Source organism: Microbacterium sp. J1-1 (assembly GCF_024498615.1).
GTDB lineage: Bacteria > Actinomycetota > Actinomycetes > Actinomycetales > Microbacteriaceae > Microbacterium > Microbacterium aurugineum.
On record NZ_CP089590.1, the window covers coordinates 200177 to 222032 of the forward strand.

A 21856-nucleotide genomic window follows, 5' to 3' on the forward strand; every position below is an offset into this window, starting at 1 on the left:
CAAGGTGATGGATGCGGTGCAAGGGATTCCTGTGGTGGGAGTCCCCGGCGATGGATGCTGCATGGTGCGCGGTGTTCAGTTGTCACTCGTGCGCGAGCCGCGCACGTAGGCCTTGACGGTCGCGAAGCGGGCGCTGCGCGAGTTCTCGGTCCGTTCGATCCGGTACGCCCCCACCGCGGCCGGGACGATGAACGTCTCGGCGTAGTGGATCACGAAGGGCGCGAAGGCGTCGGTCGGGCTCACCACGCGCACCTCGTCCCCCTCGACCAGGTTGAGCACGTTGACCGTGCCCTCGGTGTCGTGGTCGGCGCCCTGTTCGAACCAGTGCCGGCGCACCTCGATGAACTCCAGTTCGTGCAGGCCGGTGCTCTCCTCGATGACGTCACCGTCGGTGCGGATGGTCTCGACCTGGTCGATGAGGTTGTCGCCGACCCACGTCGTGTCGCGGTCCCATTGGATGTTGCGGGCGCCGTGGTCGAGGTGCACGGGACGAGGCACGCCGTCGAGGCCGACACGGCCCCAGTCCCAGAGCTTGAAGGTGAAGATGAACGGCGTCGCCGAGATCTCGAGAACCATCGAGTTCGCGCCCGAGCAGTGGATGGTGCCCGCCGGGATCGCGAAGTGGTCGTGCTTGCGGGCCGGGAACGAGTTGACGTACTTCTCCGCCGGGAAGGGGTGCTCGCCGTCCTGCGCGGTGGCCAGGTCCTGCAGCATCTCGGCGCGGTCGATGCCCTCCTTCGTGCCCAGGTAGACCACGGCGTCGTCGCCAACGTCGAGCATGTAGTAGCTCTCGTCCTGCGTGTAGTGCATGCCGAACGTGTTCTGGATGTAGTCGGTCAGCGGATGCACCTGCAGGCTGAGGTTGCCGCCGTCCATCGTGTCGAGGAAGTCGAAGCGGATCGGGAACTCCGCGCCGAAGCGGGAGAAGGTCTTCGCGCCGAGCAGATCGGCCGGGCGGCTGAACACCAGGTCGAGCGCGGGGATCTCGACCACTCCGCCCTCGCCTTCGAGCAGCAGCGAGTTCTCCTCGGGGACGCAGTCGAAGCACCACGCGTAGTTGTCCTTCGAGGGGTCGAGTCCGATGAGGTTCTTCATCCACTGCCCACCCCAGACGCCGGGGTCGAAGAACGGCACGACGCGGAACGGCCGGGACGCGGCATCCTTCAGCGCCTGCCGGAAGGCGGTGCCCGTGATCATGCCCGCCTCCGGGGAATCCGGATGCGGCTCGGCCGGGGCGATCGCGTTGCCGTCGAGCACGAAGTCGAGTGTCTCGAAGAGGCTGCGCTTGTGACGGTCGGCGACGCGCCACTCCACGAAGAAGCCGCGCTTGTACTTGCGCAGGTTGTCTTCCGCCGCGTTGTCGGCGCGCCAGTTGGTGGCACCCTTGCGCTGGCGCAGCTGGATCTCCCAGCGGGCCATGTCGACGAGCACCGTCGCGGCGGAGCCGTCCAGGCGCGGCGCCAGGAGAGCGGCGCCCCAGCCGATCACGACGGTCGGGGTCTGCGTGATGCCGGCGGCGAGGGCGTCGAGCTGCGCGGCGTCGTAGAAGTCGGCGAGGGTGAAGTGGCTCATGACGCCGAAGACCCGGTCGTCGGTGAGGTTCGGCGCGATCAGCTGCTCGACCTCGGCGACCGGGCGAGCGGCGGTCTCGACATCCTGCACGGTCCACTCCGGCAGGGCGGATCGCACCTGTGCCGTCAGGGTCGGGAGGTCGACGCCCGGGTACGTGTCGACGAGGAGCACGGGAGCGGTGCCGGTCACGCGTGCACAGGCTTCGGCGAGCTCGGCCGCTGCTTCCCAGCCGTCGGCGCCGCGGAGGATGCGCTCGCCCTCCGGCAGGGCCACGGTGGGCTGGGTGTCGTAGCGACCTCGGGTCGTGTGCCCTTCGTGCATGTCGCTGATCGGGGTGGTCACTTTTCCTCCTGCGGTGTTGCGGTGTGGGTGGTCGTCGAACGGGCCAGGACGCTGAGTCCGCGGGCTACCGAGAGCTCGGGCTCCGGCGGGACGACGAAGCGCGGGGGCGTCATCGAGGGCCAGAGGTGTGTGCGGACGTGGGTTTCGATCGGCGCACGGACCGCGTCTCCTGCCCGGAGGATTCCGCCGGAGAGGATCACCACGGCCGGGTCGTAGGAATGCACGAGCGACGTGACGACCGCGCCCCACACGTGCAGGAACCTCGCCCGGAGTGCCGCATGCGCGTCGGCGGTGAAGACCTCGGTCATCGTGACGGCCTCCGGGAGGGCACGTGTGCTCGCGAGGGCTTCTCCGCAGCCGACGTTGCCGCAGGGACAGAGGGGCCCGTCGAGGTCGACCGTGAGGTGTCCGCCGAGGATGCCGGCGTGCCCGGTGCGTCCACGCAGAGGTGTGCCGTCGATCATGGCCGCCGTGCCGATCCCGGTGCCGAGGGTGACGAGCACCGCATCGCGTTCTCCGGGTGCGCTGCCCGACGACGTCTCGCCGATGAGGGCGGCCCTGGCGTCGTTCTCGACCGTGGCGGGGAGCCCGAACTCGGTCAGGGACCAGGCGCTCAGGTCGAAGTCGCGGAGGAAGTCGTATTTCGCGTTGGCGTGCAGCATCCGTCCGGAGTGCGGGTCGACGACGCCGGGGACCGCGATGCCGACGGCCTCTGCGGGGCGGTGCGCGTCGTCGAGGAGACGGTGGGCTTCCGCGGCGGCTACGGAGAGGTCGGCGGTCGTTCCTTCGATGCGGACGCTGCGTGCTGCGACGATACGGCTGCCGTCGATCAGGGCGAGTTTGATCTCGGTGCCCCCGAAGTCGATGCACAGCTCCATCGGTCCTCCTCGTCGATGATTGGTAACGTTATCAATGCGGTGGAGGGGTGTCAACACCTCGGTACCGGTGTTGGTGTCGGTGCGGGGGCGGGTGCGGGTGCGGGTGCGGTGGCGGTGGTGGCGCTGGTGTCGGTGGTTCGGTGCCGGATGCATGACTCGCGGACGCGTGCATGACGCGGTGTGAGCGCACGCTCATGCATCCGGTGCGGGATCATGCATCCGGAAGGGGCGAGGTGCGAGGTGCGAGGCGCGCGGAGGGAGTCAGCGCACGCCGCGGAGTGAGACCGGCAGCTCGATCTCGCGGGTCGAGGCGTCGAGCTTCCCCCCGTCGAGACGGTCGAGCAGCAGACGCGTGGCGGCTCGGCCCAGTTCGCGTGGATCGTGGTCGATCACGCTGATCGGCACCGGAGAGAGCTCGGCGAGCTCGAAGTCATCGAAGCTCACGATCTCCGGCAAGTCGGTGGCACGGCGCGATCCGGCGTTCAACTGGGCGCTGATCTCCTTCAAGGCACCGATCGCGTTGCGGTTGTTGGCGCAGAAGATCGCGGTGGGGGGATGCGCGGCGTCGAGGAGGGCGCGGGTGGCGTCGCGGGCCTGGTCGACGGTCTGCTGGTTCGTGGCGACGATGTCCGGGTCGACGGTCAGACCGTGTTCCGACAGGGCGCGGACGAAGCCGGCGTAGCGGCGCTCACCGGTGAAGATCGAGAGCGCGTTGCCGAGGTAGCCGATGCGGGTGTGGCCGTGCTCGATGAGCGCGCTGGTTCCGCGGTGGGCGCCGTCGTCGTCTGCGAGCACGACGCTGTCGGCGGCGAGCCCCTCGATGCGGCGGGAGGCGAGGACCACGGGGACACCCTGACTCTGGGAATGGGCGAGGTGCGCGGACGAGGTGCCGGCGGGGACCACGATGAGCCCGTCGACGCGGCGACCGAGGAAGTCACCCACAAGGTCGGCCTCGCGTGCGACGTCCTCGGACGTGTTCCCGAGGAGGATGCGACGGCCCGTCAGTGCGGCTTCCTCCTCGACGCCCAGCGCGAAGGTGCTGTAGTACGGGTTGGCGATGTTCGTGATCGCGACGCCGATGAGTCCGCTGCTGTGGCCGGGGCGGATGCTGCGGGCGTTCTCGTTGCGGTGGTAGCCGAGCTCGGCGACGGCCTCCATGACGCGCTGCTGCACGTCGGGCTTCACGTTGAGTCCGCCGGAGAGGGTGCGCGACACGGTCATGGGGCTCACGCCCGCTCGGGTCGCGACTTCCTTGACGGTCGGGCGGCGCGCTCGTTCGCTCATCACTGCCCTCCGAGGTGTGGTGTCGCCGATCAAGGGAACGTTACCAGCGGGGCAGCCGCGGCGCGTCGCGTTCACAACTCAGGAGAAATCTTGCTGATGAGTCCTCCGGACCCGGTTGAGCGCCAGCGGAGCGCAATCTTCCGGAGTTGTGAACGCTGCAGACCCGAGCCCCACGCCCCCGGCGTCGTCACGCACCGAAATCTGACCTGCACCGGCGCGCGGCCGTCCGTAGATTGGTCGGATCCTGCCCGGGAGGAGACCATGCCTGACGACTGTCCGTCGCATCCGTTCGATGCGCGCACTCGAGTGCACCTCGATCGTCCGCAGAGCCGCAAGTGGAGCCTGCATCCCGGTCGGATCGGCGCGTGGGTGGCAGAGATGGACTTCGGGATCGCGCCCGATATCGCCGACGCGCTGCACCGCGCGATCGATGACGAGAACCTCGGCTACCTGTCGCCCCCGCAGGCTGCAGAACTCGGAGAGGCCACCGCCGCGTGGATGCAGGACGAGTACGGCTGGGCGGTCGACCCGGAGCGCGTGCACCCGGTGTCGGATGTGATGGCGGCTCTCGGCGTCGCGGTGCGGGAGTATGCGCCCGCGGGGTCGCCCGTGATCGTGCCCACTCCGGCGTACATGCCCTTCCTGACATATCTTCCGGCGATCGGCCATCCGGTCATCGAGGTCCCGGGTGTCGAGGTCGACGGGCGGTGGCAGCACGACCTGCAGCGCATCGACGAGGCCTTCGCTGCAGGAGCGCGCACGCTCGTGCTGTGCAATCCGCACAATCCCACCGGCACGCTCCTCGGTCGCAAAGAACTCGAGGCGATCGCGGAGGTGGTGGAGCGGCACGGCGGACGGGTCTTCGCGGACGAGATCCACGCCCCGCTCCGCTATGACGGCGCCCCGTTCGTGCCGTATGCCTCGATCTCGGATGCCACCGCCGCGCACACCGTCACGGGGACGAGTGCCTCGAAGGCGTGGAACATCCCCGGACTGAAGTCGGCGCAGCTGATCACCTCGAACGACGCCGACCAGGCGCGGTATCGGCGGTTCGGCTTCGCGGTGCAGCACGGTGCGTCTACCCCGGGGGTTGTGGCCTCGACCGCCGCATACCGTCACGGCGGGCCATGGCTGTCGGAGGTGACCTCGTACCTCGACGGGTCGCGGCATGCGCTCGCGGCGCTGGTGGACGAACACCTGCCGGGTGCGGTGTACCGCATTCCCGAGGCGACATACATCGGCTGGATCGATACCGCTGCCCTGCGGATCCCGGGGCCGCCCGCCGAGTTCTTCCGCGAGCGGGCGGGAGTCGTACTCACCGAGGGGCGGCTGTTGGGTCGCGGTGCGGAGAGCCATGTGCGAGTCGTGTTCGCGACGCCCCGTCCCATCCTCGCGCAGGCTGTCACGGCGATGGGTGCGGCGGTCCGGGAAGCCGGTCTCCTGCGCTGACGGCGTCGGCCTCGAGCTCCTGTCAAGAGGGTGTCAAGGGGCTCTGCCGGTGTCAGTGGTCTGGCGTAGAAAGGAATGCGAGAGAAGGGATTCCGCATGGCCGCCGGCGATATCGAGACGTTCCACCGCAACGGCATCTGGTTCAACCGCATCGAGGGTGAATCGCAGACGTTGGGCAGCAGCTTCGAAGATGAGGCCGAGGCGGTGAAGGTCGGTCGCAGCGCGGCGGTCGCGCGCCAAGTCGCGCACACCGTGCGCACGGAGGAGGGGCCCTCGCCGGAGGCGCACATCTACGATCTCCACCCGCGTGAGCTGATCGGGTGATCGGGGCGCCCTCCGATCCGCCTTCGCGGCAGGGTCCTGAAGAAGGGATGCTGCTGCAGGCATGTGTCAACGGTGCCCGCGATCCGGTCGAGCATCCGTGGTTGAGCGCGGATGCGAGCGTTGTCGCCGAGGATGCGGCGCGGGCTGTGGATGCGGGCGCCCAAGAGGTGCATGTGCACCCGAAGAACGCGCGCGGGCAGGACAGCCTCGCAGCGCCGGACGTCTCGCGGTGGGTCGCAGCCGTCCGCGCGGCGCAGCCCGGTGTCCCGGTGGGGGTCACGACCGGGGCGTGGGCGGAACCCGATGTCGAACGTCGTCTGGCTGCGATCGCGTCTTGGACGGAGGCGCCCGATCATGCCTCCGTGAACTGGCATGAGGTCGGTGCTGACGAGGTGGCGGCTTCGCTGCTGCGCCGTGGCATCGCGGTGGAAGCGGGGCTGTGGGATGCGTCCGGATTCGAGGTGTGGAAGCGTTCGCCCGTCCGGGGCGAGTGCTTGCGGGTGCTGATCGAGTTGCCGGATGAGCGGGCAGAGACCGTGCGCGCGCATGCCGAGGCGATGATCGCGCACGTCCGGCTGGAGGAACCTGGCATGCCGATCCTGCTCCACGGCGAGGAGAGGTCGACATGGCCCGTGTTCGATCTGGCGGTCGAACTCGGCCTGGCCGCACGGATCGGGCTGGAAGACACGCTCCTCCTTCCCGACGGCAGCACGGCGCCCGGCAATGCGGCGCTGGTTCGGGTGGCTATCGAGCGGATGCGGGGAGTCTGACCGACCCGGCAGCGCCTCGGGGGCATCCTGGGGTCATGTTCGGTGAAAACGTGCTTCTCTTCATCCTGTTCTGGGCGGCCGTGTTCCTCAGCGGCATCCTCATCTCGTGGCTGGTGATCTACTCGGCCGTGCGTGCGGCTCTCTCCTCGCATCGGCAGGCGATGGCGCGTGACGGGCGTCCGGGTCAGGTCTGATCTCCGGGCTCCTCGGCTGAACTGCACGGTCGCCACCCGGGCGGACTTGGTCGTGTCTTCCCGGGAGCCCGGCCCGCGTGTGACACGTTCTTCTCTATGACTGAATCGCCCGTCGTCGCTGCCGATCCGATCGAGCGGTCGCGCGCTCTGCCGCTCTTCCTCGGCATCGGTGGTGCTGCGCTGGGCCTCTTGCCGTGGGTGATTGTCGGCACGTTGCCGTTGCAGAACTTGTGGGCGTCGCCGACGATGCCGGAGGACATGCCGTTCGTGCTGCTGCCGCTGAGTCAATATCAGGCGACGCTGCTCTTCTCTCTGGTGCTGCTCGGCGGGGTGTTCGCCGGCATCGCGGTGCACGTGGTCGCGCGGCGCCGCGACGTCGCTGTCTGGCCGGCGGCTCTCGGTATCGCGGTCGTGCATCTGGTCGCGATCATGCAGAGCTTCGGCGTGTTGGCCGGAGGGCTCGGGCTCGGCCGTGGGGGTGACTCGCGCGCGATGCTCTACTTCGCCGGCATCCTGGGCGGCGTGATCGTGGCCGCCCTCCTGGCGCAGCTCAGCGTGTGGATGACGTCGCGCCGCTCGGTCGGTGTCGCTGCGCTCGGTGTCGCGCTTGCGGCCGTTCCGTTCGGAAGCTGGGTCGGCCGATGGTTCCTGGCTTTCACCGGCGAGGTGTTTCCGCCCGTGTTCCTGCCCGAACTGCTGCGGTGGATCCCGGCGATCGTGGTCGGCGCTGCACTCGTCTGGTGCGGGGTGCGGCCGGCGTCGCGGATCGTGGTGTGGGTGGTGGCGCTGCTCTCGCTGTGGCTAGTGCCCGCGCTGTTCACGGCGATCCAGTACGGGCTCGGGATGCGGGTGCTCGACGGTGATGTCGCTGAGATGGCACGGGTCTCGGTGCAATTGTTCCCGATGGTGCTCGCGGAGGTGTGGCTGCCGGTGGTCGTGGCTCTCGTGATCGCGGTGGTCGGGACGGTGGTTCGGATGGTGGTGGAGCGCGACCGTCCGCGTGAGGTCGCCCGCGAGGTGGCGCTCTGACCGGCCCGGGAACTGGTACTCGCCCGGGGTCTGCTAGCGTCGCAGACGTCGCTCGACTCCCTCCCAGAAAGAAGCCATGAACGCTGCTGCTGCCAAGACCGTGTCTGCTCTCGCCCTCCTCGCGCTGCTGGGTGTGGGCGCTGTGGGGTGTGCCGGCGACCCGGCATCGAACGGGACAGCAGGCGACACGAAGTCATCGACCGCGGAGGAGAAGCAAGAGGCTCCTGAGCCCGTCGACCTGACTGGTGAGTGGAAGCAGACCAACTCCAACGACCCGGAGAGCTTCCAGACGGCGACCATCACCGACGACACGATCGAGGTCTTCTGGAACGCGCCGGATACGAAGTCGCTCTACTGGGCGGGCACGGTCGCGGTTCCGGAAGACGGTTCGACGTCTTTCACGTGGGAATCGGCCAATGACAAGAGCAAGACCGATTCGGCGATTCTCGCCTCGGGTGATGACACCAAGACGTTCACGTTCGACAACGGTGAGCTGTCTTACGACGTCACGGCTATGGGGACGACGATGACGGTGCGACTCACGCAGGAGTGACGTCGCGCGAGGGTTCCCATTCGGTCCAGTCGGCGCGGTCGACGATGCAGAAGCGGTTGCCTTCCGGGTCTTCCATGATTATGTAGTCGGCGTCGGCGGGGCGACCATCCCAATGCACCTCACGGGCGCCGAGTCCGGTGAGCAGCTGGACCTCGGCGGACTGGTCGTCGGCGTAGATGTCGAGATGGATACGCGGCGGCAGCGCCCGTTCGGAGTGGTGCGCGTCGAGGGAGATGCACGGAGTCTCGGCATCGCGAGGCTTGAGCACTACCCAGTCATCCTCCGCCGGGTCGCGCTCGATGTAGTCGAGCGCTTCTTTCCAGAAGTGCATCTGTGCGGGGAGGTCTTCGACGCGGATCACGATCGACGTGAGCTTCAGCATGGGTCGAGTGTAGGGCGGGCCTGCCCTGGTCACATCGGCGAAATCGCGCCTCGCCCCCGATAGGGTGCAGGCATGGAAGCGACACAGGGTGATGCGGCGACCGTCTCAGCGGAGGAAGCGCAGCGGACGATCATCCGTCGCTGGTCGTGGACGGTTGCTGTTGGCCTTCCGCTGATCGCGACGATCGTCGGCATCGCGCTCACGAGCACCGGGACGATCGAGCAGTGGAACTCGCTCGGCGATGACGCGTACGACGTCGTGATGCTCGCCGTCTGGCCCGCCGGCCTCGTGCTGCTCAGCGTCGGACTGCTCGGTCTGACCGCAACGGTTCTCACTGCCGCGGTGCTCACGACGAAGCGCTCCTCCTAACCCAGACGCGAAACGCCCCCGCCGTTCGGGTCGGCGGGGGCGTCGGTCTCGCGGGTGCGGCTTACTGCACCGACCATCCGCCGTCCGAGGCGAGGATCGCGCCGTTGATGTTCACGGCGTCGTCCGACAGCAGGAAAGTGATGGATGCCGCGAGGTGCTCGGCCGTCGCCACGGTCGGGATGGCCTGCTGGAACGGGGCGAGGCGGCCGGAGCCGTACTCCGACATGTGCGGCGGCATCGGGATGCCGGTCGCGACTCCGCCCGGGGCCACGGAGTTCACGCGGATGCCCTTCGGCCCGTACATGAAGGCTGCGGACTTGGTGACGCCGATGATGCCGTGCTTGCTGGCCGTGTAGGCGTTGCCCGAGGCGTTGCCGCGCAGGCCGGCCTCGCTCGAGACGTTGAGGATCGCGCCGCGACCGGCCGCCTCCATGACGGGGATGACCGCGCGCATGAGCTTGAATGGAGCGGTCAGGTTGATCGCGATCACGCGGTCCCAGACGGCGTCGGGGGTCTCTCCCGCGGGGGAGAAGTCGTCGTTGATGCCGGCGACGTTGGCGAGGCCGTCGATGCGGTCGCCGGCGGCGGCGAGGACGGCGTCGATCGCGTCCTGTTTCGTGAGGTCGCCCGCGACCGTGACGATGTCGGCCTCCGGAAGTTCGGTCTTGAGGGCGTCGAGCTTCTCGGCGGCGATGTCGCTGGCGATCACGCGTCCGCCTTCGCGGGCGATGCGCGCGGCGGTGGCCTTGCCGATCCCGGAGGCGGCGCCGGTGACGATCACGGTCTTGCCGGCGAAGCGACCGGAGGTGGGCTTCTCGGTCCAGCCCTCGGAGGCGTCGTCTTCGGGGATCTCGCCGCCGTTGGCCGCGCGGACGAGGTCGTCGACGACCGACTGGGGGAGCTGGCCCTGGCTCATTGCGACGAGCTGCTGAAGGGGGAGCCCGAGCACCGGGGTGAGGAGCTCGGGATCGGCGCCCGTCTTCTCGAAGAGTCCGCGGATCAGGGGGCCGCCGGTCGGGTCGTTCATCCAGTCGCCGATGGTGGAGTGTGCGGTGAGGGCCATGCTCGTTCTCCTTGTTCGGGTTACGCAACGGTGCGTCTACTTATGTTCCAGTGTACGCCTGAGTACGCTCGGATGGTGCCTCGTCCTCGTAGTGAGAAAGCCCGCCAGTCAGTGCTGGAGGCGATGCGGCGCGCGCTCGCCGCGGGTGGCTACGACGCCGTGACCATCGAGGGGCTCGCGGAGGCCGCGGAGGTCTCGAAGCAGACGATCTACCGGTGGTGGCCGTCGAAGGCCGCGATCCTTGGTGAGGCGCTGCTCGAGGGCGGATTGCCCGGTGCTGAGGTGTCGGTCCCGATGACGGCCGATCTCGGGGCGGACCTGCGGGCGTGGTTCTCGGCGATGAGTGCCGCGCTGGCGGATCCGGAGGGCGTCGCGGTTGCTCGCGCGTTGATCGTGGTGACCGCGTCGGATCCCGACCTCGGGCTGGCGTTGAACGAGAAACTAGCGGCGCCGATCCGCGAGTGGGTCGCGGCACGGGTCGCACGGGCGGTCGAAGCCGGAGACGTGCGGGCCGACGCGGATGCGGCGGCCATCGCGGATCAGTTCATCGCGATGGCCAGCTATGCCGCTCTGCTGGGGCGACCGCTGAGCGACGGACGGGTGGACGCGACGGTGGCGGTGTTGCTGCGGGGGATCGGCGCGTAAGCGGGACTAGATCTCGTGCCGGTGGAGCAGCAGGAGAGCGGCGGCGGCGACGCGGATGGAGGCGTCGTCGACGTATCTTCCGCTGATGATGGCGAGCAGCAACCCTTCGATGGAGCGGAGGATGGCATCCACCTGGCGCGCGTGTGAGGGGTCGCGGCGGATCCCCTCCCACCGGGGCCGGAACGAGCGGAGCAGTTCCAGGATGAGTCCGATGAACGCGGCGGTCCGGCTGTCGATCCCCAGCTCGGCGGTGGCCGGCCACCATTGCTCGCCCATCGATTCGTCGAGGTTCGCCAGGGCGCGCTCGAGGGTGTCCTGACCGAAGAGGTCTTCGCACGTGCGCATGAGGCTCTCGCGGTCGAAGCTGTCCCAGTGCGGGGCGGGCGGCAGGGCGACGGTGTCGGCGGGGAAGGGCACGGCTTCCGAATACGGAGGTGCCGAGTCGCGCTCGGCCTCGCGGGCATTCAACGAGGTCAGGTCGGACTGGATGAGGGAGAGGCGTTCGCTGATGTCCCCGCCCTGGGTGGTGACGGTGGCTTGCAGATCTTCCAGGCGTGACCGGGTGGCGGTGGTCGTGTCGTCGATGTGGGTGGTCTTGTCACGGGTCTCGGTGACCTTCTCCTCGACCTTCTCGACCAGCTTCTTGAGCGTGACGCCGAACGCGCTGAACTCCGAGAGGTCGGGCCAGAGCAGCAGGAGAACGAAGATCACCGCGGCGAGCACACCCGCGCTCGTCAGATTCGGGCCGGAGCAGGTGCGGGTGATGCCGTCCTTCTCGGAGTCGACGACCTCGCACACCTGGAACCATCCGGTGAGCGACAGGTAGACGGCCAGCCCGACGATGACGAGGACGAGGAGGTAGCGGAGGACCCGTCCGCCGGGGCTCTTCAGCGCGTCGTGGAGCTTCTCCAACCGGCCCGGCGTGGGTTTGGGGTCCTTTTTGCGGGTGTCCGCCGTCATGGGGCTCATGGTGGCAGAACTCCGGGTGCTCCGGAAGGGGTGCTGCGGAAGGGAGCTGCGTCAGGACTCGGCGGCGATGGCAGTGCCCGCGACCGCAGGTCGGTTCCGCTGGCACGGCGAATGCCGAGGTCACAGGAGCAGTAGCCTGCATGCAGATGGACTGCAAGTCCTTCGTCTGCACGAGCTCCGGCTCGTTCGCTCTGTCGTAAGGAGAATGAGTCTTGGAAGCATCGCTTTTCAGCTGGTGGGGGCTCATCATCAGCGTCGCGGTCGTCGTCGCCATCCTCGCGATCGCCTTCCTTCTCGTGCGGGCGGTCGTCCGTTGGTTCAGGCGGCGAACGCGTGGGGGTGCCGCCCGCGGCTCGGGTGGGGCGACGGATTAGCTCCCGACGTTCGCTTGCGGTGTCGTCGTCGTCACCGTGCGTCCGTCCGCGAATCGCGCCTGGGCTCGGTCGTGCCGCTTGCCGACGGGGACCAGCTCCGTGGCCTTCGGCAGGCCCATCGGCTTGGTCGAGACGTACACGCTCTCGGCGGTGTCGACGCGGAAGGTCTCGTGCCAGACACCCACGGCTCCCGGCGCCTTGCGGGCGGCGCGGTTGAAGGCGGTCCAGGCAGGGCGGTGCTCCTGGTTGGGGTTGGACGCGTAAGCGTAGAGCTTGTCGACCGAGGACCAGTACTGCACGACGTAGGGTCCGCCCGAGCCGAGGAGCAGGTGGTAGCCGAGCAGGCCCGAGTCGGGTTCGGTGCTGAGTTCGCGCAGCATCCGAGGCATGGCGACGAAGGCCGGCATCCACAGGTCGGGGCGCCACCAGCGGTTGATCTGCATCCCGATGTGGAACACGACGAGCTCGCCCTCGTGGCGGTGGGTCATGCGACCCGTGATGACTTTCGACATGGATTCTCCTCGATTAGATAGCGTCACTATCCATACTGGATAGCGCTACTATCGATGTCAAGAGGTGGCCATGAGAATTTCCGAACTGTCAGCCGAGGCCGGCGTGACCGTACCGACGATCAAGTACTACCTGCGCGAAGGGCTGCTGCCCGAGGGCGAGCGGACGTCGCCGACGCAGGCCGCCTATGGCGACAGGCACGTGGAGCGGCTGCGGGTGATCCGGGCACTGCTCGACGCCGGGGTGAGTATCGCGGAGACGCGGCGGGTGCTCGGGGCGCTGGACGATCCGCCGGCGAATGCCCATGACCTGCTCGGAACGGCGCACGCGGCGATCACTCTGCCCGTGGATGAGGCGTTGGATCTTGCTGCGGCGGAGGACCTTGTCGCGGGGCTCGGGTGGAAGCCGGGGATGTGCGATCAGGCGGTGCTGCACGCGGTCGCGCGCGCGATGCAGGGGCTGGAGCGTGTCGGGTTCACCGTGCCGGACGCGGTGATGGCGGAGTACCTCGCGAGCATGCGGCGGATTGCGGATGCCGAGATCGCCGGGGTGCCCGAGGAGTCTGCGGAAGCTGCGGTTCGATACGTGGTGCTCGGGTCGGTGCTGGTGGAGCCGTTGTTGTTGGCCCTGCGGCGGGTGGCGCAGCAGGTGAGTTCGGGGGAGCGGTTTGGGGGTTCTTAGAACGCTCCGCCGCCTGGTTCGTGGGCGACGATTCCCCGGCGGGATGCGGCCAGCTGGGCTACCTGCGGAGTCAACTCTCGTCGAAGGTTGCCGAGATAGACCGCGTAGTGGTCGGGGTAGGCGGCGCTGAGTTCGAGATACCGGTTACAGGAGCGAGTCATCTCCGAAAGCGGAGCCTGAAGTGAGTCCAGCTGCCGAACGCGGTCGCGGGTCGCACGGATCTCTGTGCGCATCGACGCTACGCTCGCGTTGGCCCTGGCGAAGTCGGCTGACTGCTCGGCCCCAGGAATCACCGGTTCGGGCCCCTCGGCTATCGCTCGTCGACGATGAAGCTCGCTGATGAGCGACTGAATCGCTCGCTTCTCATCAAGGCGAACCTTCAGCACATACGTGATTAGTGCGATCAACACCGTGAACACTGCGCCGATAATCGCAACCACGACGTCTGGAATAAACGATTCCCACATGACGACACTTTGGCAGGCGATCCGACAGGTTGCAGCTATTGAGTCAGGACGCGGTTCCGGTGGCATCTGGCGACCGAGGGCCTCTATCGTCTGCCCGACGTGCGACCCGTTGCATTCTCTTGCTTGGGGCAGGCCTGACGGTTGATCCGTTCCGCGCCGGTAGAGGTCACCAACTGCTGCTCCCCGCGCGCGATCGAGCAGGTAATCGTCTTCCTGATCCGGCGACAACCGCTAGATAGGATGGACGGACGCGGGCACCGCATCGTTGGAGAGGCGGCAAGGCTGCGTGATGTGCTGGCTCCCAACTTGGCGTGCGTGAGAGTAGGACTTCCATATGGCGAGACTCAGCCTCAAAGCTGTCGAGGAGCGCGTCGCGCCGCTGGCTGGTCGCGACGAGTACGACCGAGAGTTCATCTTCGACCTCCTACTCGCCTACGGAAAGCCCCAGGGCAACGTGACGAGGTTGCGTAACGGGTCGCTGAACGTAGCAATTGATTCGTCGACCGAGGTCGCGCAGAAGAATGTCGTCTACTTCAAAGAGACGACCAGCGACCCGCTGGAGGTCATCGAGGAGCTCAAGTCGACTCCCGCGGTCGTTCGCTTCAGCACGCGGTTTGTCATCGTCACGGACTACGTCGAACTGGTCGCTCACGACATTAAGACGAACGAGACCATCGGCTTCGCGATCCGCGAGATCGACCAGCACTTCACGTTCTTTCTCCCGTGGGCCGGCATGGAGAAGGCGCAGTACGTCGCTGAGTCCCATGCCGACGTCAAGGCTGCCGAGCGCATGGGCAAGCTCTTCGACGAGCTCTTGCAGGCCAACCCGGGGATCTTCGACGACGAGCGAGGCCGCCACTCGCTGAACATCTTCTTCACTCGACTGCTGTTCTGCTTCTTCGCGGAGGACACGGGCATCTTAGGGGACAACCAGTTCACGAACGCGATCGGATCCCAGACGCAGTCCGATGGATCGGACCTCGCTGAGTTCCTGGCCGACTTGTTCAAGGCGCTCGACACAGAGAACGCGGCTGACAAGCCGAAGCATCTCGCCGATTTCCCCTACGTCAATGGCCGGCTGTTCACGGTCAAGGACGATCAGGTCGTGCCGCGCTTCACGAAGCAGGCACGAGAGGAGCTCATCGCCTCAGGCACGCTCATCTGGCGCGACATCAATCCCGACATCTTCGGCTCGATGTTCCAGGCGATCGTCACACCGGGCAAGCGCAGCGACCTGGGGCAGCACTACACCTCGGTGCCGAACATCCTGAAGACGATCGAGCCGCTCTTCCTCGATGCGTTGAGGGATGAGATCAACGATGCGCAGGACAGTGAGCGGCGGCTCATCCGACTGCTTGACCGCATTGCAGAGATCAAGGTGTTCGACCCTGCCTGTGGGTCGGGAAACTTCCTCGTTATCGCGTACAAGGAGCTACGCAAGCTCGAGCACGCGATCCTCGAGCGGCTCGCTGAGCTGAGTTCCTCGCACCAGGTTCTCTGGGCCGACTCGAAGATCAGCATCGAGAACTTCTACGGCATCGAAATCGACGATTTCGCCGTGGAGGTCGCGATCCTCTCCCTCTGGATCGCGAAGCACCAGATGAACCGGGAGTTCCGGGAGAAGTTTCGCGTCGAGATCCCTCTGATCCCGCTGAAGGAGATGGGGCAGATCAAGGCAGGCAACGCGATTCTTGTTGACTGGCAAGATGCTTGTCCGCGGTCGGAGGATACAGAAGTATACGTTTTGGGAAATCCGCCGTACCTCGGGAGTCGTAACCAATCTGCAGCTCAGAAACGCGATCTCGCCACAGTTGCGGACAAATTCCGAAGTTTGGACTATGTTTCTGCCTGGGTGATCAAAGGTGCGGAATACATCCGAGGGTCATCCGCGCGTCTGGCGTTTGTTACAACCAACTCCATAACTCAAGGTGAACAAGTGGGGATTCTCTGGCCTCAGGTACTTGGTTCCGACCTGGAAATTGGCTATGCTTACACATCCTTCAAGTGGTCGAATCATGCGAAGAATGCTGCGGGCGTTACCTGTGTTGTGCTGGGGTTACGCAACATCACTTCGCAAGAAAAATACATCTTCACAGGTGACATTAGGATCAGCGCCGCACGAATCAATCCTTATCTTGCAGATGGGCCCGACATATGGATAGGTCGGCGAAGTTCCCCATTGGCATCTTCGTTGCCAAAGCTTGGGTTCGGTTCCATGCCCAACGACGGCGGCAACCTGATCTTGAGCACCTCAGAGAAGGATGAGCTCCTCGCGACGGCACCATGGGCGAGCAAGTATATTCGCGGGTTCAGTGGCTCTTCGGAATCAAGGGTGTAGCGAGGGTCTGAAACCTCCGGCCTCGAGCAGGCTCCTGGCTGTGTAGTTCGCGAGGTTGCGGAAGCCGAGCGCGGAGCCGCGGAGATGCTCGAGTCGGCCGTTGATCGCCTCTGTCGGACCGTTGCTCGTGCCGGCCAGGTCGAAGAACGCGAGGACGTCCGCGGCGCGCTGCTTCAACGTCCGACCGAGCCGGCGAATCTCGGCCAGCATCGCGGGGACGCCACTGCTGACGGAATCGATCACCGACCGCATCATCTCCTTCGCCTTCTTCTTGTCGGGTTCGCGGTAGGCGGCGACGATGCGCTGGTAGATGCCCCAGGTCGCTTCGACCTCGACGTGCTCCTCGACCGCGAACACCGCGTCCAGCCGTGCAGTCTGCTTCTCGGTGAGGAAGCTCACGCCGGTGTGGAGGGTGCGGCGGACCCCGTAGAGCGGGTCGCCGGCGTGACCGCGGTGCCCGAGAGTGTCCTGCTGAACCCTCTGCCGGGTCCGGTCCAGGGCGTCACCGGCGAGCCGGACGACATGGAACGGATCCATCACCGGGACCGCGTCGGGGAGTTCCTCGGACGCGGCGGTCTTGAACCCACTGAACCCATCCATCGCGACCACTTCGATCTGCTTCGACCACTCCTTGGGCCGGGCGGCGAGCCACTGCTTGAACACCGCCTTCGACCGACCCTCGACCATGTCCAGCAGCCGTGCGGGACCTGTCTTGTTGCGGGCGGGCGTGAGGTCGATGATCACGGTCACGTACTTGTCACCGAACCGGGTGTGACGCCAGACGTGCTCGTCGACGCCGATCGTGGTGACGCCGTCAAACCTGGCCGGATCGTCGATCAGCCGCCGCTTGCCCTCGGCGAGGATCGCGGTGTTCGCGGTGTGCCACGACACCCCCAGGCCTGCCGCGGCGCGGGAGACGGTGAGGTGGTCGACCACGATCGCCTTCAGCGCCCACCCGACCCCGCCGCGGGAGATCTTCGCCCGCGGCGCCGCCGCGTTCGTCGTGTCCTGCCGCCAGGTGCGGCGGCAGTGGCCGCACCGGTAGCGGCGCACCCGCACCAGCAGCGTCGTGGGCCGGTGACCGAACGGCTCGTGCGCGAGCGGACGCGTCACGGTGTCGCGCGGCACGCCCTCGGCGCCACACTTCCGACACCACGGGTCATCGTCAACGACGCGGCACTCGAGTACCGCCCGGTCGGGCTCGATCAACTGGCCGATGGCTTCGAGGCCGAGCTCATCGAGACGGCAGAACGTGGTGAGGTCAGGGGTCGCGAACGTAGGGTGGTGCAAGTCGAGGTCTTCCGGCAGATGGGCAGTGTGAGAACTTCCATCCTGGAAGACCTCGACGTCTATCCGCGAACCAGCCGCCGACCCTCGACTACACCCTCAACTGCGAAGAGCCGGTTCAGTGGTTCGGACGAATTCATCAATGGAAAGACACGATGGTGCTTGGTAGTGCCAGACGAGGACGTGGTTACAGCTTCGCGTAACCCTGAAATCGAACGACGTCTGAACGCCGTGCGTGCGCACCGCTTGAAGAGTAGCGAGAAGTCAACTCGAGAGATGGCGAGCGTGCCAAATCGCTTCTATTTCTGGGCACATCAGGATGTCGAGTCTGTCATTGTTCCTGCCACCTCCTCGGAGCGTCGAGACTATGTACCTATCGGGTACTTGGATCCTTCGACGGTTATTTCCAACTCGGCGAACGCCGCATACGGCGTAGAGCCGTGGACGTTTGCCCTGCTCACTTCTCGAGCCCACATGAGCTGGGTGCGAGCAGTCGGCGGCAAGATGAAGACGGACTACCGCTACTCGGGCACAATCATTTACAACAACTTCCCGGTTCCGCCACTATCGGAAGCGGTGAAGGAGAAACTGACTGTCGCCGCTCTGCGTGTGCTGGACGTCCGTGAATATCACTGCGAGCAGACACTGGCCGAGCTCTACGATCCGGACAAGATGCCGCAGGATCTGCGTGACGCGCACGCGGCGGTCGATGCGCTGGTCGACTCGATCTACTCGAAGAAGCCGTACGAGACGGACGAGCAACGTCTCTCGGACCTGTTTGCGCTGTACGAGCGTATGACTGCTGAGGAGGCCGCGAAGGCCCCGGCGAAGACGACCCGGAGGACTGCGAAGTGAACGCGATCAACAAGCCTGTGAACATCGTCGATGTCACGTATGCGCAGACGAAGGCGTCGGTGAACACGGACGCGCTGGGCATGCGCGAGATGCAGCAGCGCGTGTTCGAGCAGCGCGACGCCCAGCACCTGCTGGTGAAGGCCCCACCGGCGTCGGGCAAGTCCCGCGCGCTGATGTTCGTGGCGCTGGACAAGCTCTACAACCAGGACCGCAAGAAGGTCATCGTCGCCGTGCCGGAGCGGTCCATCGGCGCGTCATTCGCCTCGACAGCGCTGACGAAGCACGGCTTCTGGGCGGACTGGGAGATCAAAGACGAGCACAACCTGTGCGACGCAGGATCATCGGCGGGCAAGGTCGACGCGTTCGTAAAGTTCCTCGAGGGCCCCGATGCCGTGCTCGTGTGCACGCATGCGACCCTGCGGTTCGCGTTCGAGAAGCTGGCCCCGGAATCGTTCAACGGCGCGGTGCTGGCGATCGACGAGTTCCACCACGTCTCCGCCGACACCGAGTCGTCGCGGCTGGGCGCGCTGCTCCGGGACGTGATGAACGGCTCGGACGTCCACATCGTCGCCATGACGGGGTCGTACTTCCGCGGAGACTCCGTGCCGGTGCTCTCGCCCGAGGACGAGGCGAAGTTCACACCGGTCACGTTCAACTACTACGACCAGCTCAATGGCTACGAGCACCTACGGTCGCTGGGCATCGGGCACCACTTCTACCAGGGCCGTTACACGGACGCGATCCATGAGGTGCTCAAACTCGACAAGAAGACGATCGTGCACATCCCGAGCGTGAACTCCGGCGAGTCCACGAAGGACAAAATCGAGGAGGTCGGCCGGATCATCGACGCAATCGGCCAGGTCGAGTCGACGGACCCCGACACGGGGATCATCAGCGTGCGTCGCGAGGACACGGGTGAGGTCGTGCGAGTCGCGGACCTCGTCGACGACACCGATCAGAAAAAGCGCGGCGACACGCTGCACTACCTGTCACATACCGCGTCGAAGGAGCGCGATGGGGTCGACATTATCATCGCGCTGGGCATGGCGAAGGAGGGCTTCGACTGGCCGTTCGCAGAGCATGCGCTGACGGTGGGCTACCGAGCGTCGCTCACCGAAGTCATCCAGATCATCGGTCGAGTCACCCGTGACAGCCCAGGCAAGTCGCACGCGCAGTTTACGAACCTCATCGCGGAGCCGGATGCCTCACAAGGCGAGGTCAAGGTGTCGGTGAACAACATGCTGAAGGCCATCACGGCCTCGCTGCTCATGGAGCAGGTGCTCGCGCCGAACTTCAACTTCAAGACGAAGAAGTTCGACGATGACGAGCCAGCAAAGAAGGGCGAGCTCAAGATCAAGGGCTTCAAGGAGCCTTCCAGCGACCGTGTGAGGCAGATCGTCGCGACGGACCTGAACGACCTGAAGGCGACAATTCTGCAGGATGACACCTTCGCTCGGGCAGCCGCAGGATCGATTGATGCCGAGACGACGAACAAAGTGCTGATCCCGAAGATCATCCGGGAGAAGTACCCCGACCTCACCGAAGATCAGGTCGAAGAGGTGCGTCAACAGGTCATCGTGGACTCGGTGATCAAGAACGGCGAGGTTCGCGAAGTCGGCGACAAGCGCTTCATCAAGATGGCTGAGAAGTTCGTGAACATCGACGAGCTGAACATCAACCTCATCGACTCGGTGAACCCGTTCCAGCGGGCGTTCGAGGTGCTGTCGAAGTCGGTCACGCCCTCGGTGCTGCGTCTGATCCAGGACACGATCACATCGACAAAGATCGAGTTCTCGGAAGAGGAGGCGCTGGCGCTGTACCCGAAGATCAAGACCTGGGTGCAGGTCAACGGCAAGCGCCCCGACCTGCGCTCGGATGACGCCGTGGAAAAGCACATGGCGGCGGCGCTGTTGTTCCTACAGAAGCTGAAGCAGAAGCGCGAGGCCGAGAAGGCGGCGACCGAGACGGGGGAGCCGTCGTGACCCCGATCGATTTCACGTTCAACGAGAACGTGGTCCTCACAATCGACGACATCCTCGACGACGAGCTGCTAAACGCGCCGGAGAAGCCGAAGAAGATCACGTCATCCGACCGCCTGGAGCGCGCTTTCCTCGAGATCGTCGAGTTCCGGCGTAGCGAAGGGCGGGCACCCAGCGCGCAGACGCGTGAGATCGCCGAGCGTAAGCTCGGTGCACGGCTGGATGGCTTTCTCGCCAACGAGGCGAAAGCTGAAGCGGTGAAGCATCTCGACGAGTTCGGTCTGCTCGAAGCGCCTGCAGCGCCAGCGTCGCTCGATGAGTTGCTCGAGAGCGAAGATCTCGACGATCTGCTGGGCGATGACGCCGGGATACTTGATGTGTCTGGCTTGCCTGCAATCAAGCGGCCAGAGTCCGCAGAGTCAGTCGCACAGCGCGTGAAGGCGAAGGACTTCGAACGTTTCGAGCCGCTGTTCAAAGCGAAGCACGCAGAGCTCGCCGACGGCACTTTCACGCTGAAGTCATTCACCGGCATGGACCTGATCCGAGAGGGTGTGTTCTTCGTCCTCAACGGCGTGATGTGTTTCGTGGCGGAGGTCGGTGACGACGTTGACCTCGTCGTAGGTGGCAAGCGCACCCAGAAGCAGCGCCTGCGAGTGGTGTTTGAGAACGGTACCGAGTCAGCAATGTACAAGCAGAGTCTGATGACGCGGATGTATGAGGCACAAGGGCAGGTTCTGGCTCGCACCGGTCACGACGCGGATGAGATCCTGGACGCAGACATCGAAAGCGGCCACATATATGTGCTGCAGTCACTCACTACGGACCCGCTGATCGCGAATCTCAAGCACCTGCACAAGATTGGCTTCTCGACCACGAGTGTCGAACAGCGCGTGAAGGGTGCATCCACGTCCCCGACCTATCTGATGGCTCCCGTCAAGATTGTCGCGGACTACAGGGTCTACAACTTCAAGGCCTCGGCGTTGGAGAGTCTTCTGCACCGCGTCTTCGCGGACGTTCGCCTCGACCTGACGCAGATCGACCGGAAGGGACACGACTACGGTCCGTCCGAGTGGTTCGTCGTTCCGCTCGATGCTATAAACCAGGCCGTGGCGATGATTATGTCCGGAGAAATCGTCGACTACTGCTACGACAAGGTGCAGCAAAAGTTGGTGCGACTTGTCGAGTGAGTCCAGCGCCTCTTCCCCGTCGTTCAGACGAGGTCTTGCCGCGCCATCGCTGTGAATCTCAAACGTGCCTGGTGGGTGGGCGCAGATTGATCGCACCAACCGCCAGGTCTCGGCCCATTTCGCCTTGCCGCATCAACCGCACCACGTCCTCCTGTCGGGGTTGCCCGAGGGTGAGGCGGTACAGGGTCAGGGCGTCGAGCAATCGCTCGCACTTCCCGTGATCCCTGCTCAACGTGAACGAGGCAATTCGCCGCTGGATCCGGGCGTCCCCCTCGTACACCCACCATGGCGCGAACTGGTCCAAATCACTTGGTTTCGGGCGACGCGAGAGCAGCAGCGAACGCCGCGTCTCATA

Annotated in this window: 23 protein-coding genes; 14 read left to right on the forward strand and 9 right to left on the reverse strand. The window is 65.7% G+C overall.

Translation table 11 applies throughout. The annotated features are described in order from the left end of the window. Window positions 1–75: 75 nt before the first annotated feature. The 3 genes from LRQ07_RS00950 to LRQ07_RS00960 form a co-directional block, all read right to left on the reverse strand. Window positions 76–1914, reverse strand: a complete 1839-nt coding sequence (locus tag LRQ07_RS00950) for a class I mannose-6-phosphate isomerase (RefSeq protein WP_256535557.1) — start codon at window positions 1912–1914, stop codon at window positions 76–78. After that, window positions 1911–2792: an ROK family protein gene (locus LRQ07_RS00955; protein ID WP_256535558.1), complete on the reverse strand. Its 882-nt coding sequence runs from the start codon at window positions 2790–2792 to the stop codon at window positions 1911–1913. The genes LRQ07_RS00950 and LRQ07_RS00955 overlap by 4 nt, the downstream gene beginning before the upstream one ends. 261 nt (window positions 2793–3053) lie before the next feature. After that, entirely contained in the window at window positions 3054–4076 is a 1023-nt protein-coding gene (locus LRQ07_RS00960; protein ID WP_256535559.1) for a LacI family DNA-binding transcriptional regulator, read from the reverse strand. Between the two features lie 261 nt (window positions 4077–4337). On the opposite strand from LRQ07_RS00960, the gene LRQ07_RS00965 reads away from it, so the two are divergent. The 6 genes from LRQ07_RS00965 (at window position 4338) to LRQ07_RS00990 (ending at window position 8395) form a co-directional block, all read left to right on the forward strand. Beyond that, on the forward strand, window positions 4338–5525 hold the full coding sequence (locus LRQ07_RS00965; protein ID WP_256535560.1) for a MalY/PatB family protein: 1188 nt from the start codon (window positions 4338–4340) through the stop codon (window positions 5523–5525). A 96-nt stretch (window positions 5526–5621) separates the two neighbouring features. Further along, window positions 5622–5849 carry a hypothetical protein gene (locus LRQ07_RS00970; RefSeq protein ID WP_047523674.1) on the forward strand — a complete coding sequence of 76 codons (228 nt, stop codon included), beginning with the start codon at window positions 5622–5624 and terminating at the stop codon, window positions 5847–5849. Window positions 5850–5896: 47 nt separating this feature from the next. After that, window positions 5897–6619: a 3-keto-5-aminohexanoate cleavage protein gene (locus LRQ07_RS00975; RefSeq protein ID WP_256535561.1), complete on the forward strand. Its 723-nt coding sequence runs from the start codon at window positions 5897–5899 to the stop codon at window positions 6617–6619. Between the two features lie 35 nt (window positions 6620–6654). Beyond that, entirely contained in the window at window positions 6655–6813 is a 159-nt protein-coding gene (locus tag LRQ07_RS00980; protein WP_153243347.1) for a hypothetical protein, read from the forward strand. Between the two features lie 96 nt (window positions 6814–6909). Continuing rightward, window positions 6910–7842, forward strand: coding sequence for a hypothetical protein (locus tag LRQ07_RS00985; RefSeq protein WP_256535562.1), 933 nt, complete (start codon window positions 6910–6912; stop codon window positions 7840–7842). A 76-nt stretch (window positions 7843–7918) separates the two neighbouring features. Then, entirely contained in the window at window positions 7919–8395 is a 477-nt protein-coding gene (locus tag LRQ07_RS00990) for a hypothetical protein (protein ID WP_256535563.1), read from the forward strand. Here LRQ07_RS00990 and LRQ07_RS00995 read toward each other — a convergent pair. Beyond that, entirely contained in the window at window positions 8382–8777 is a 396-nt protein-coding gene (locus LRQ07_RS00995; RefSeq protein ID WP_256535564.1) for a VOC family protein, read from the reverse strand. The two genes, LRQ07_RS00990 and LRQ07_RS00995, sit on opposite strands and share 14 nt — an antisense overlap. A gap of 72 nt (window positions 8778–8849) precedes the next feature. Between LRQ07_RS00995 and LRQ07_RS01000 the strand changes: the two genes are divergently transcribed. Then, window positions 8850–9146 carry a hypothetical protein gene (locus tag LRQ07_RS01000; protein WP_256535565.1) on the forward strand — a complete coding sequence of 99 codons (297 nt, stop codon included), beginning with the start codon at window positions 8850–8852 and terminating at the stop codon, window positions 9144–9146. 61 nt (window positions 9147–9207) lie between these two features. Here LRQ07_RS01000 and LRQ07_RS01005 read toward each other — a convergent pair whose 3' ends face one another. Beyond that, complete coding sequence (locus LRQ07_RS01005; RefSeq protein WP_256535566.1) at window positions 9208–10209, reverse strand: SDR family NAD(P)-dependent oxidoreductase; 1002 nt, start codon at window positions 10207–10209, stop codon at window positions 9208–9210. 75 nt (window positions 10210–10284) lie between these two features. On the opposite strand from LRQ07_RS01005, the gene LRQ07_RS01010 reads away from it, so the two are divergent. After that, on the forward strand, window positions 10285–10854 hold the full coding sequence (locus LRQ07_RS01010) for a TetR/AcrR family transcriptional regulator (protein WP_256535567.1): 570 nt from the start codon (window positions 10285–10287) through the stop codon (window positions 10852–10854). 6 nt (window positions 10855–10860) lie between these two features. On the opposite strand, the gene LRQ07_RS01015 is transcribed toward LRQ07_RS01010, so the two are convergent. Beyond that, window positions 10861–11814, reverse strand: a complete 954-nt coding sequence (locus LRQ07_RS01015; RefSeq protein WP_256535568.1) for a hypothetical protein — start codon at window positions 11812–11814, stop codon at window positions 10861–10863. Between the two features lie 221 nt (window positions 11815–12035). On the opposite strand from LRQ07_RS01015, the gene LRQ07_RS01020 reads away from it, so the two are divergent. After that, on the forward strand, window positions 12036–12197 hold the full coding sequence (locus LRQ07_RS01020) for a hypothetical protein (RefSeq protein WP_256535569.1): 162 nt from the start codon (window positions 12036–12038) through the stop codon (window positions 12195–12197). Here the strand turns inward: LRQ07_RS01020 and LRQ07_RS01025 are convergent. Next, window positions 12194–12709, reverse strand: a complete 516-nt coding sequence (locus LRQ07_RS01025; RefSeq protein ID WP_256535570.1) for a DUF4188 domain-containing protein — start codon at window positions 12707–12709, stop codon at window positions 12194–12196. The two genes, LRQ07_RS01020 and LRQ07_RS01025, sit on opposite strands and share 4 nt — an antisense overlap. A gap of 70 nt (window positions 12710–12779) precedes the next feature. Between LRQ07_RS01025 and LRQ07_RS01030 the strand changes: the two genes are divergently transcribed. Further along, a complete protein-coding gene (locus LRQ07_RS01030; RefSeq protein WP_256535571.1) occupies window positions 12780–13388 on the forward strand; it encodes a MerR family transcriptional regulator in 609 nt (202 codons plus the stop codon). Here the strand turns inward: LRQ07_RS01030 and LRQ07_RS01035 are convergent. Next, window positions 13385–13855, reverse strand: coding sequence for a hypothetical protein (locus LRQ07_RS01035; RefSeq protein ID WP_134352721.1), 471 nt, complete (start codon window positions 13853–13855; stop codon window positions 13385–13387). The genes LRQ07_RS01030 and LRQ07_RS01035 overlap by 4 nt on opposite strands. Window positions 13856–14189: 334 nt before the next feature. Between LRQ07_RS01035 and LRQ07_RS01040 the strand changes: the two genes are divergently transcribed. After that, window positions 14190–16193: a DNA methyltransferase gene (locus tag LRQ07_RS01040; protein WP_256535572.1), complete on the forward strand. Its 2004-nt coding sequence runs from the start codon at window positions 14190–14192 to the stop codon at window positions 16191–16193. On the opposite strand, the gene LRQ07_RS01045 is transcribed toward LRQ07_RS01040, so the two are convergent. Beyond that, window positions 16182–17483 carry an ISL3 family transposase gene (locus LRQ07_RS01045; RefSeq protein ID WP_256535573.1) on the reverse strand — a complete coding sequence of 434 codons (1302 nt, stop codon included), beginning with the start codon at window positions 17481–17483 and terminating at the stop codon, window positions 16182–16184. The two genes, LRQ07_RS01040 and LRQ07_RS01045, sit on opposite strands and share 12 nt — an antisense overlap. A gap of 18 nt (window positions 17484–17501) precedes the next feature. On the opposite strand from LRQ07_RS01045, the gene LRQ07_RS01050 reads away from it, so the two are divergent. The 3 genes from LRQ07_RS01050 to LRQ07_RS01060 are packed head-to-tail and all read left to right on the forward strand — an operon-like array spanning window position 17502 to window position 21501. Next, window positions 17502–18335, forward strand: a complete 834-nt coding sequence (locus LRQ07_RS01050) for a type IIL restriction-modification enzyme MmeI (protein ID WP_319944144.1) — start codon at window positions 17502–17504, stop codon at window positions 18333–18335. Further along, a complete protein-coding gene (locus tag LRQ07_RS01055) occupies window positions 18332–20317 on the forward strand; it encodes a DEAD/DEAH box helicase (protein WP_256535575.1) in 1986 nt (661 codons plus the stop codon). The genes LRQ07_RS01050 and LRQ07_RS01055 overlap by 4 nt, the downstream gene beginning before the upstream one ends. Further along, window positions 20314–21501, forward strand: a complete 1188-nt coding sequence (locus LRQ07_RS01060; RefSeq protein WP_256535576.1) for a GIY-YIG nuclease family protein — start codon at window positions 20314–20316, stop codon at window positions 21499–21501. The genes LRQ07_RS01055 and LRQ07_RS01060 overlap by 4 nt, the downstream gene beginning before the upstream one ends. Window positions 21502–21856 lie beyond the last annotated feature (355 nt).

Coding starts and splice junctions, on each gene's coding strand:
- LRQ07_RS00955 (WP_256535558.1), bottom strand. CDS start 2,792: ATGGAGCTGTGCATCGACTTCGGGGGCACCGAGATCAAACTCGCCCTG.
- LRQ07_RS00960 (WP_256535559.1), bottom strand. CDS start 4,076: ATGAGCGAACGAGCGCGCCGCCCGACCGTCAAGGAAGTCGCGACCCGA.
- LRQ07_RS00965 (WP_256535560.1), top strand. CDS start 4,338: ATGCCTGACGACTGTCCGTCGCATCCGTTCGATGCGCGCACTCGAGTG.
- LRQ07_RS00970 (WP_047523674.1), top strand. CDS start 5,622: ATGGCCGCCGGCGATATCGAGACGTTCCACCGCAACGGCATCTGGTTC.
- LRQ07_RS00975 (WP_256535561.1), top strand. CDS start 5,897: ATGCTGCTGCAGGCATGTGTCAACGGTGCCCGCGATCCGGTCGAGCAT.
- LRQ07_RS00980 (WP_153243347.1), top strand. CDS start 6,655: ATGTTCGGTGAAAACGTGCTTCTCTTCATCCTGTTCTGGGCGGCCGTG.
- LRQ07_RS00985 (WP_256535562.1), top strand. CDS start 6,910: ATGACTGAATCGCCCGTCGTCGCTGCCGATCCGATCGAGCGGTCGCGC.
- LRQ07_RS00990 (WP_256535563.1), top strand. CDS start 7,919: ATGAACGCTGCTGCTGCCAAGACCGTGTCTGCTCTCGCCCTCCTCGCG.
- LRQ07_RS00995 (WP_256535564.1), bottom strand. CDS start 8,777: ATGCTGAAGCTCACGTCGATCGTGATCCGCGTCGAAGACCTCCCCGCA.
- LRQ07_RS01000 (WP_256535565.1), top strand. CDS start 8,850: ATGGAAGCGACACAGGGTGATGCGGCGACCGTCTCAGCGGAGGAAGCG.
- LRQ07_RS01005 (WP_256535566.1), bottom strand. CDS start 10,209: ATGGCCCTCACCGCACACTCCACCATCGGCGACTGGATGAACGACCCG.
- LRQ07_RS01015 (WP_256535568.1), bottom strand. CDS start 11,814: ATGACGGCGGACACCCGCAAAAAGGACCCCAAACCCACGCCGGGCCGG.
- LRQ07_RS01025 (WP_256535570.1), bottom strand. CDS start 12,709: ATGTCGAAAGTCATCACGGGTCGCATGACCCACCGCCACGAGGGCGAG.
- LRQ07_RS01030 (WP_256535571.1), top strand. CDS start 12,780: ATGAGAATTTCCGAACTGTCAGCCGAGGCCGGCGTGACCGTACCGACG.
- LRQ07_RS01035 (WP_134352721.1), bottom strand. CDS start 13,855: ATGTGGGAATCGTTTATTCCAGACGTCGTGGTTGCGATTATCGGCGCA.
- LRQ07_RS01040 (WP_256535572.1), top strand. CDS start 14,190: ATGGCGAGACTCAGCCTCAAAGCTGTCGAGGAGCGCGTCGCGCCGCTG.
- LRQ07_RS01050 (WP_319944144.1), top strand. CDS start 17,502: ATGGGCAGTGTGAGAACTTCCATCCTGGAAGACCTCGACGTCTATCCG.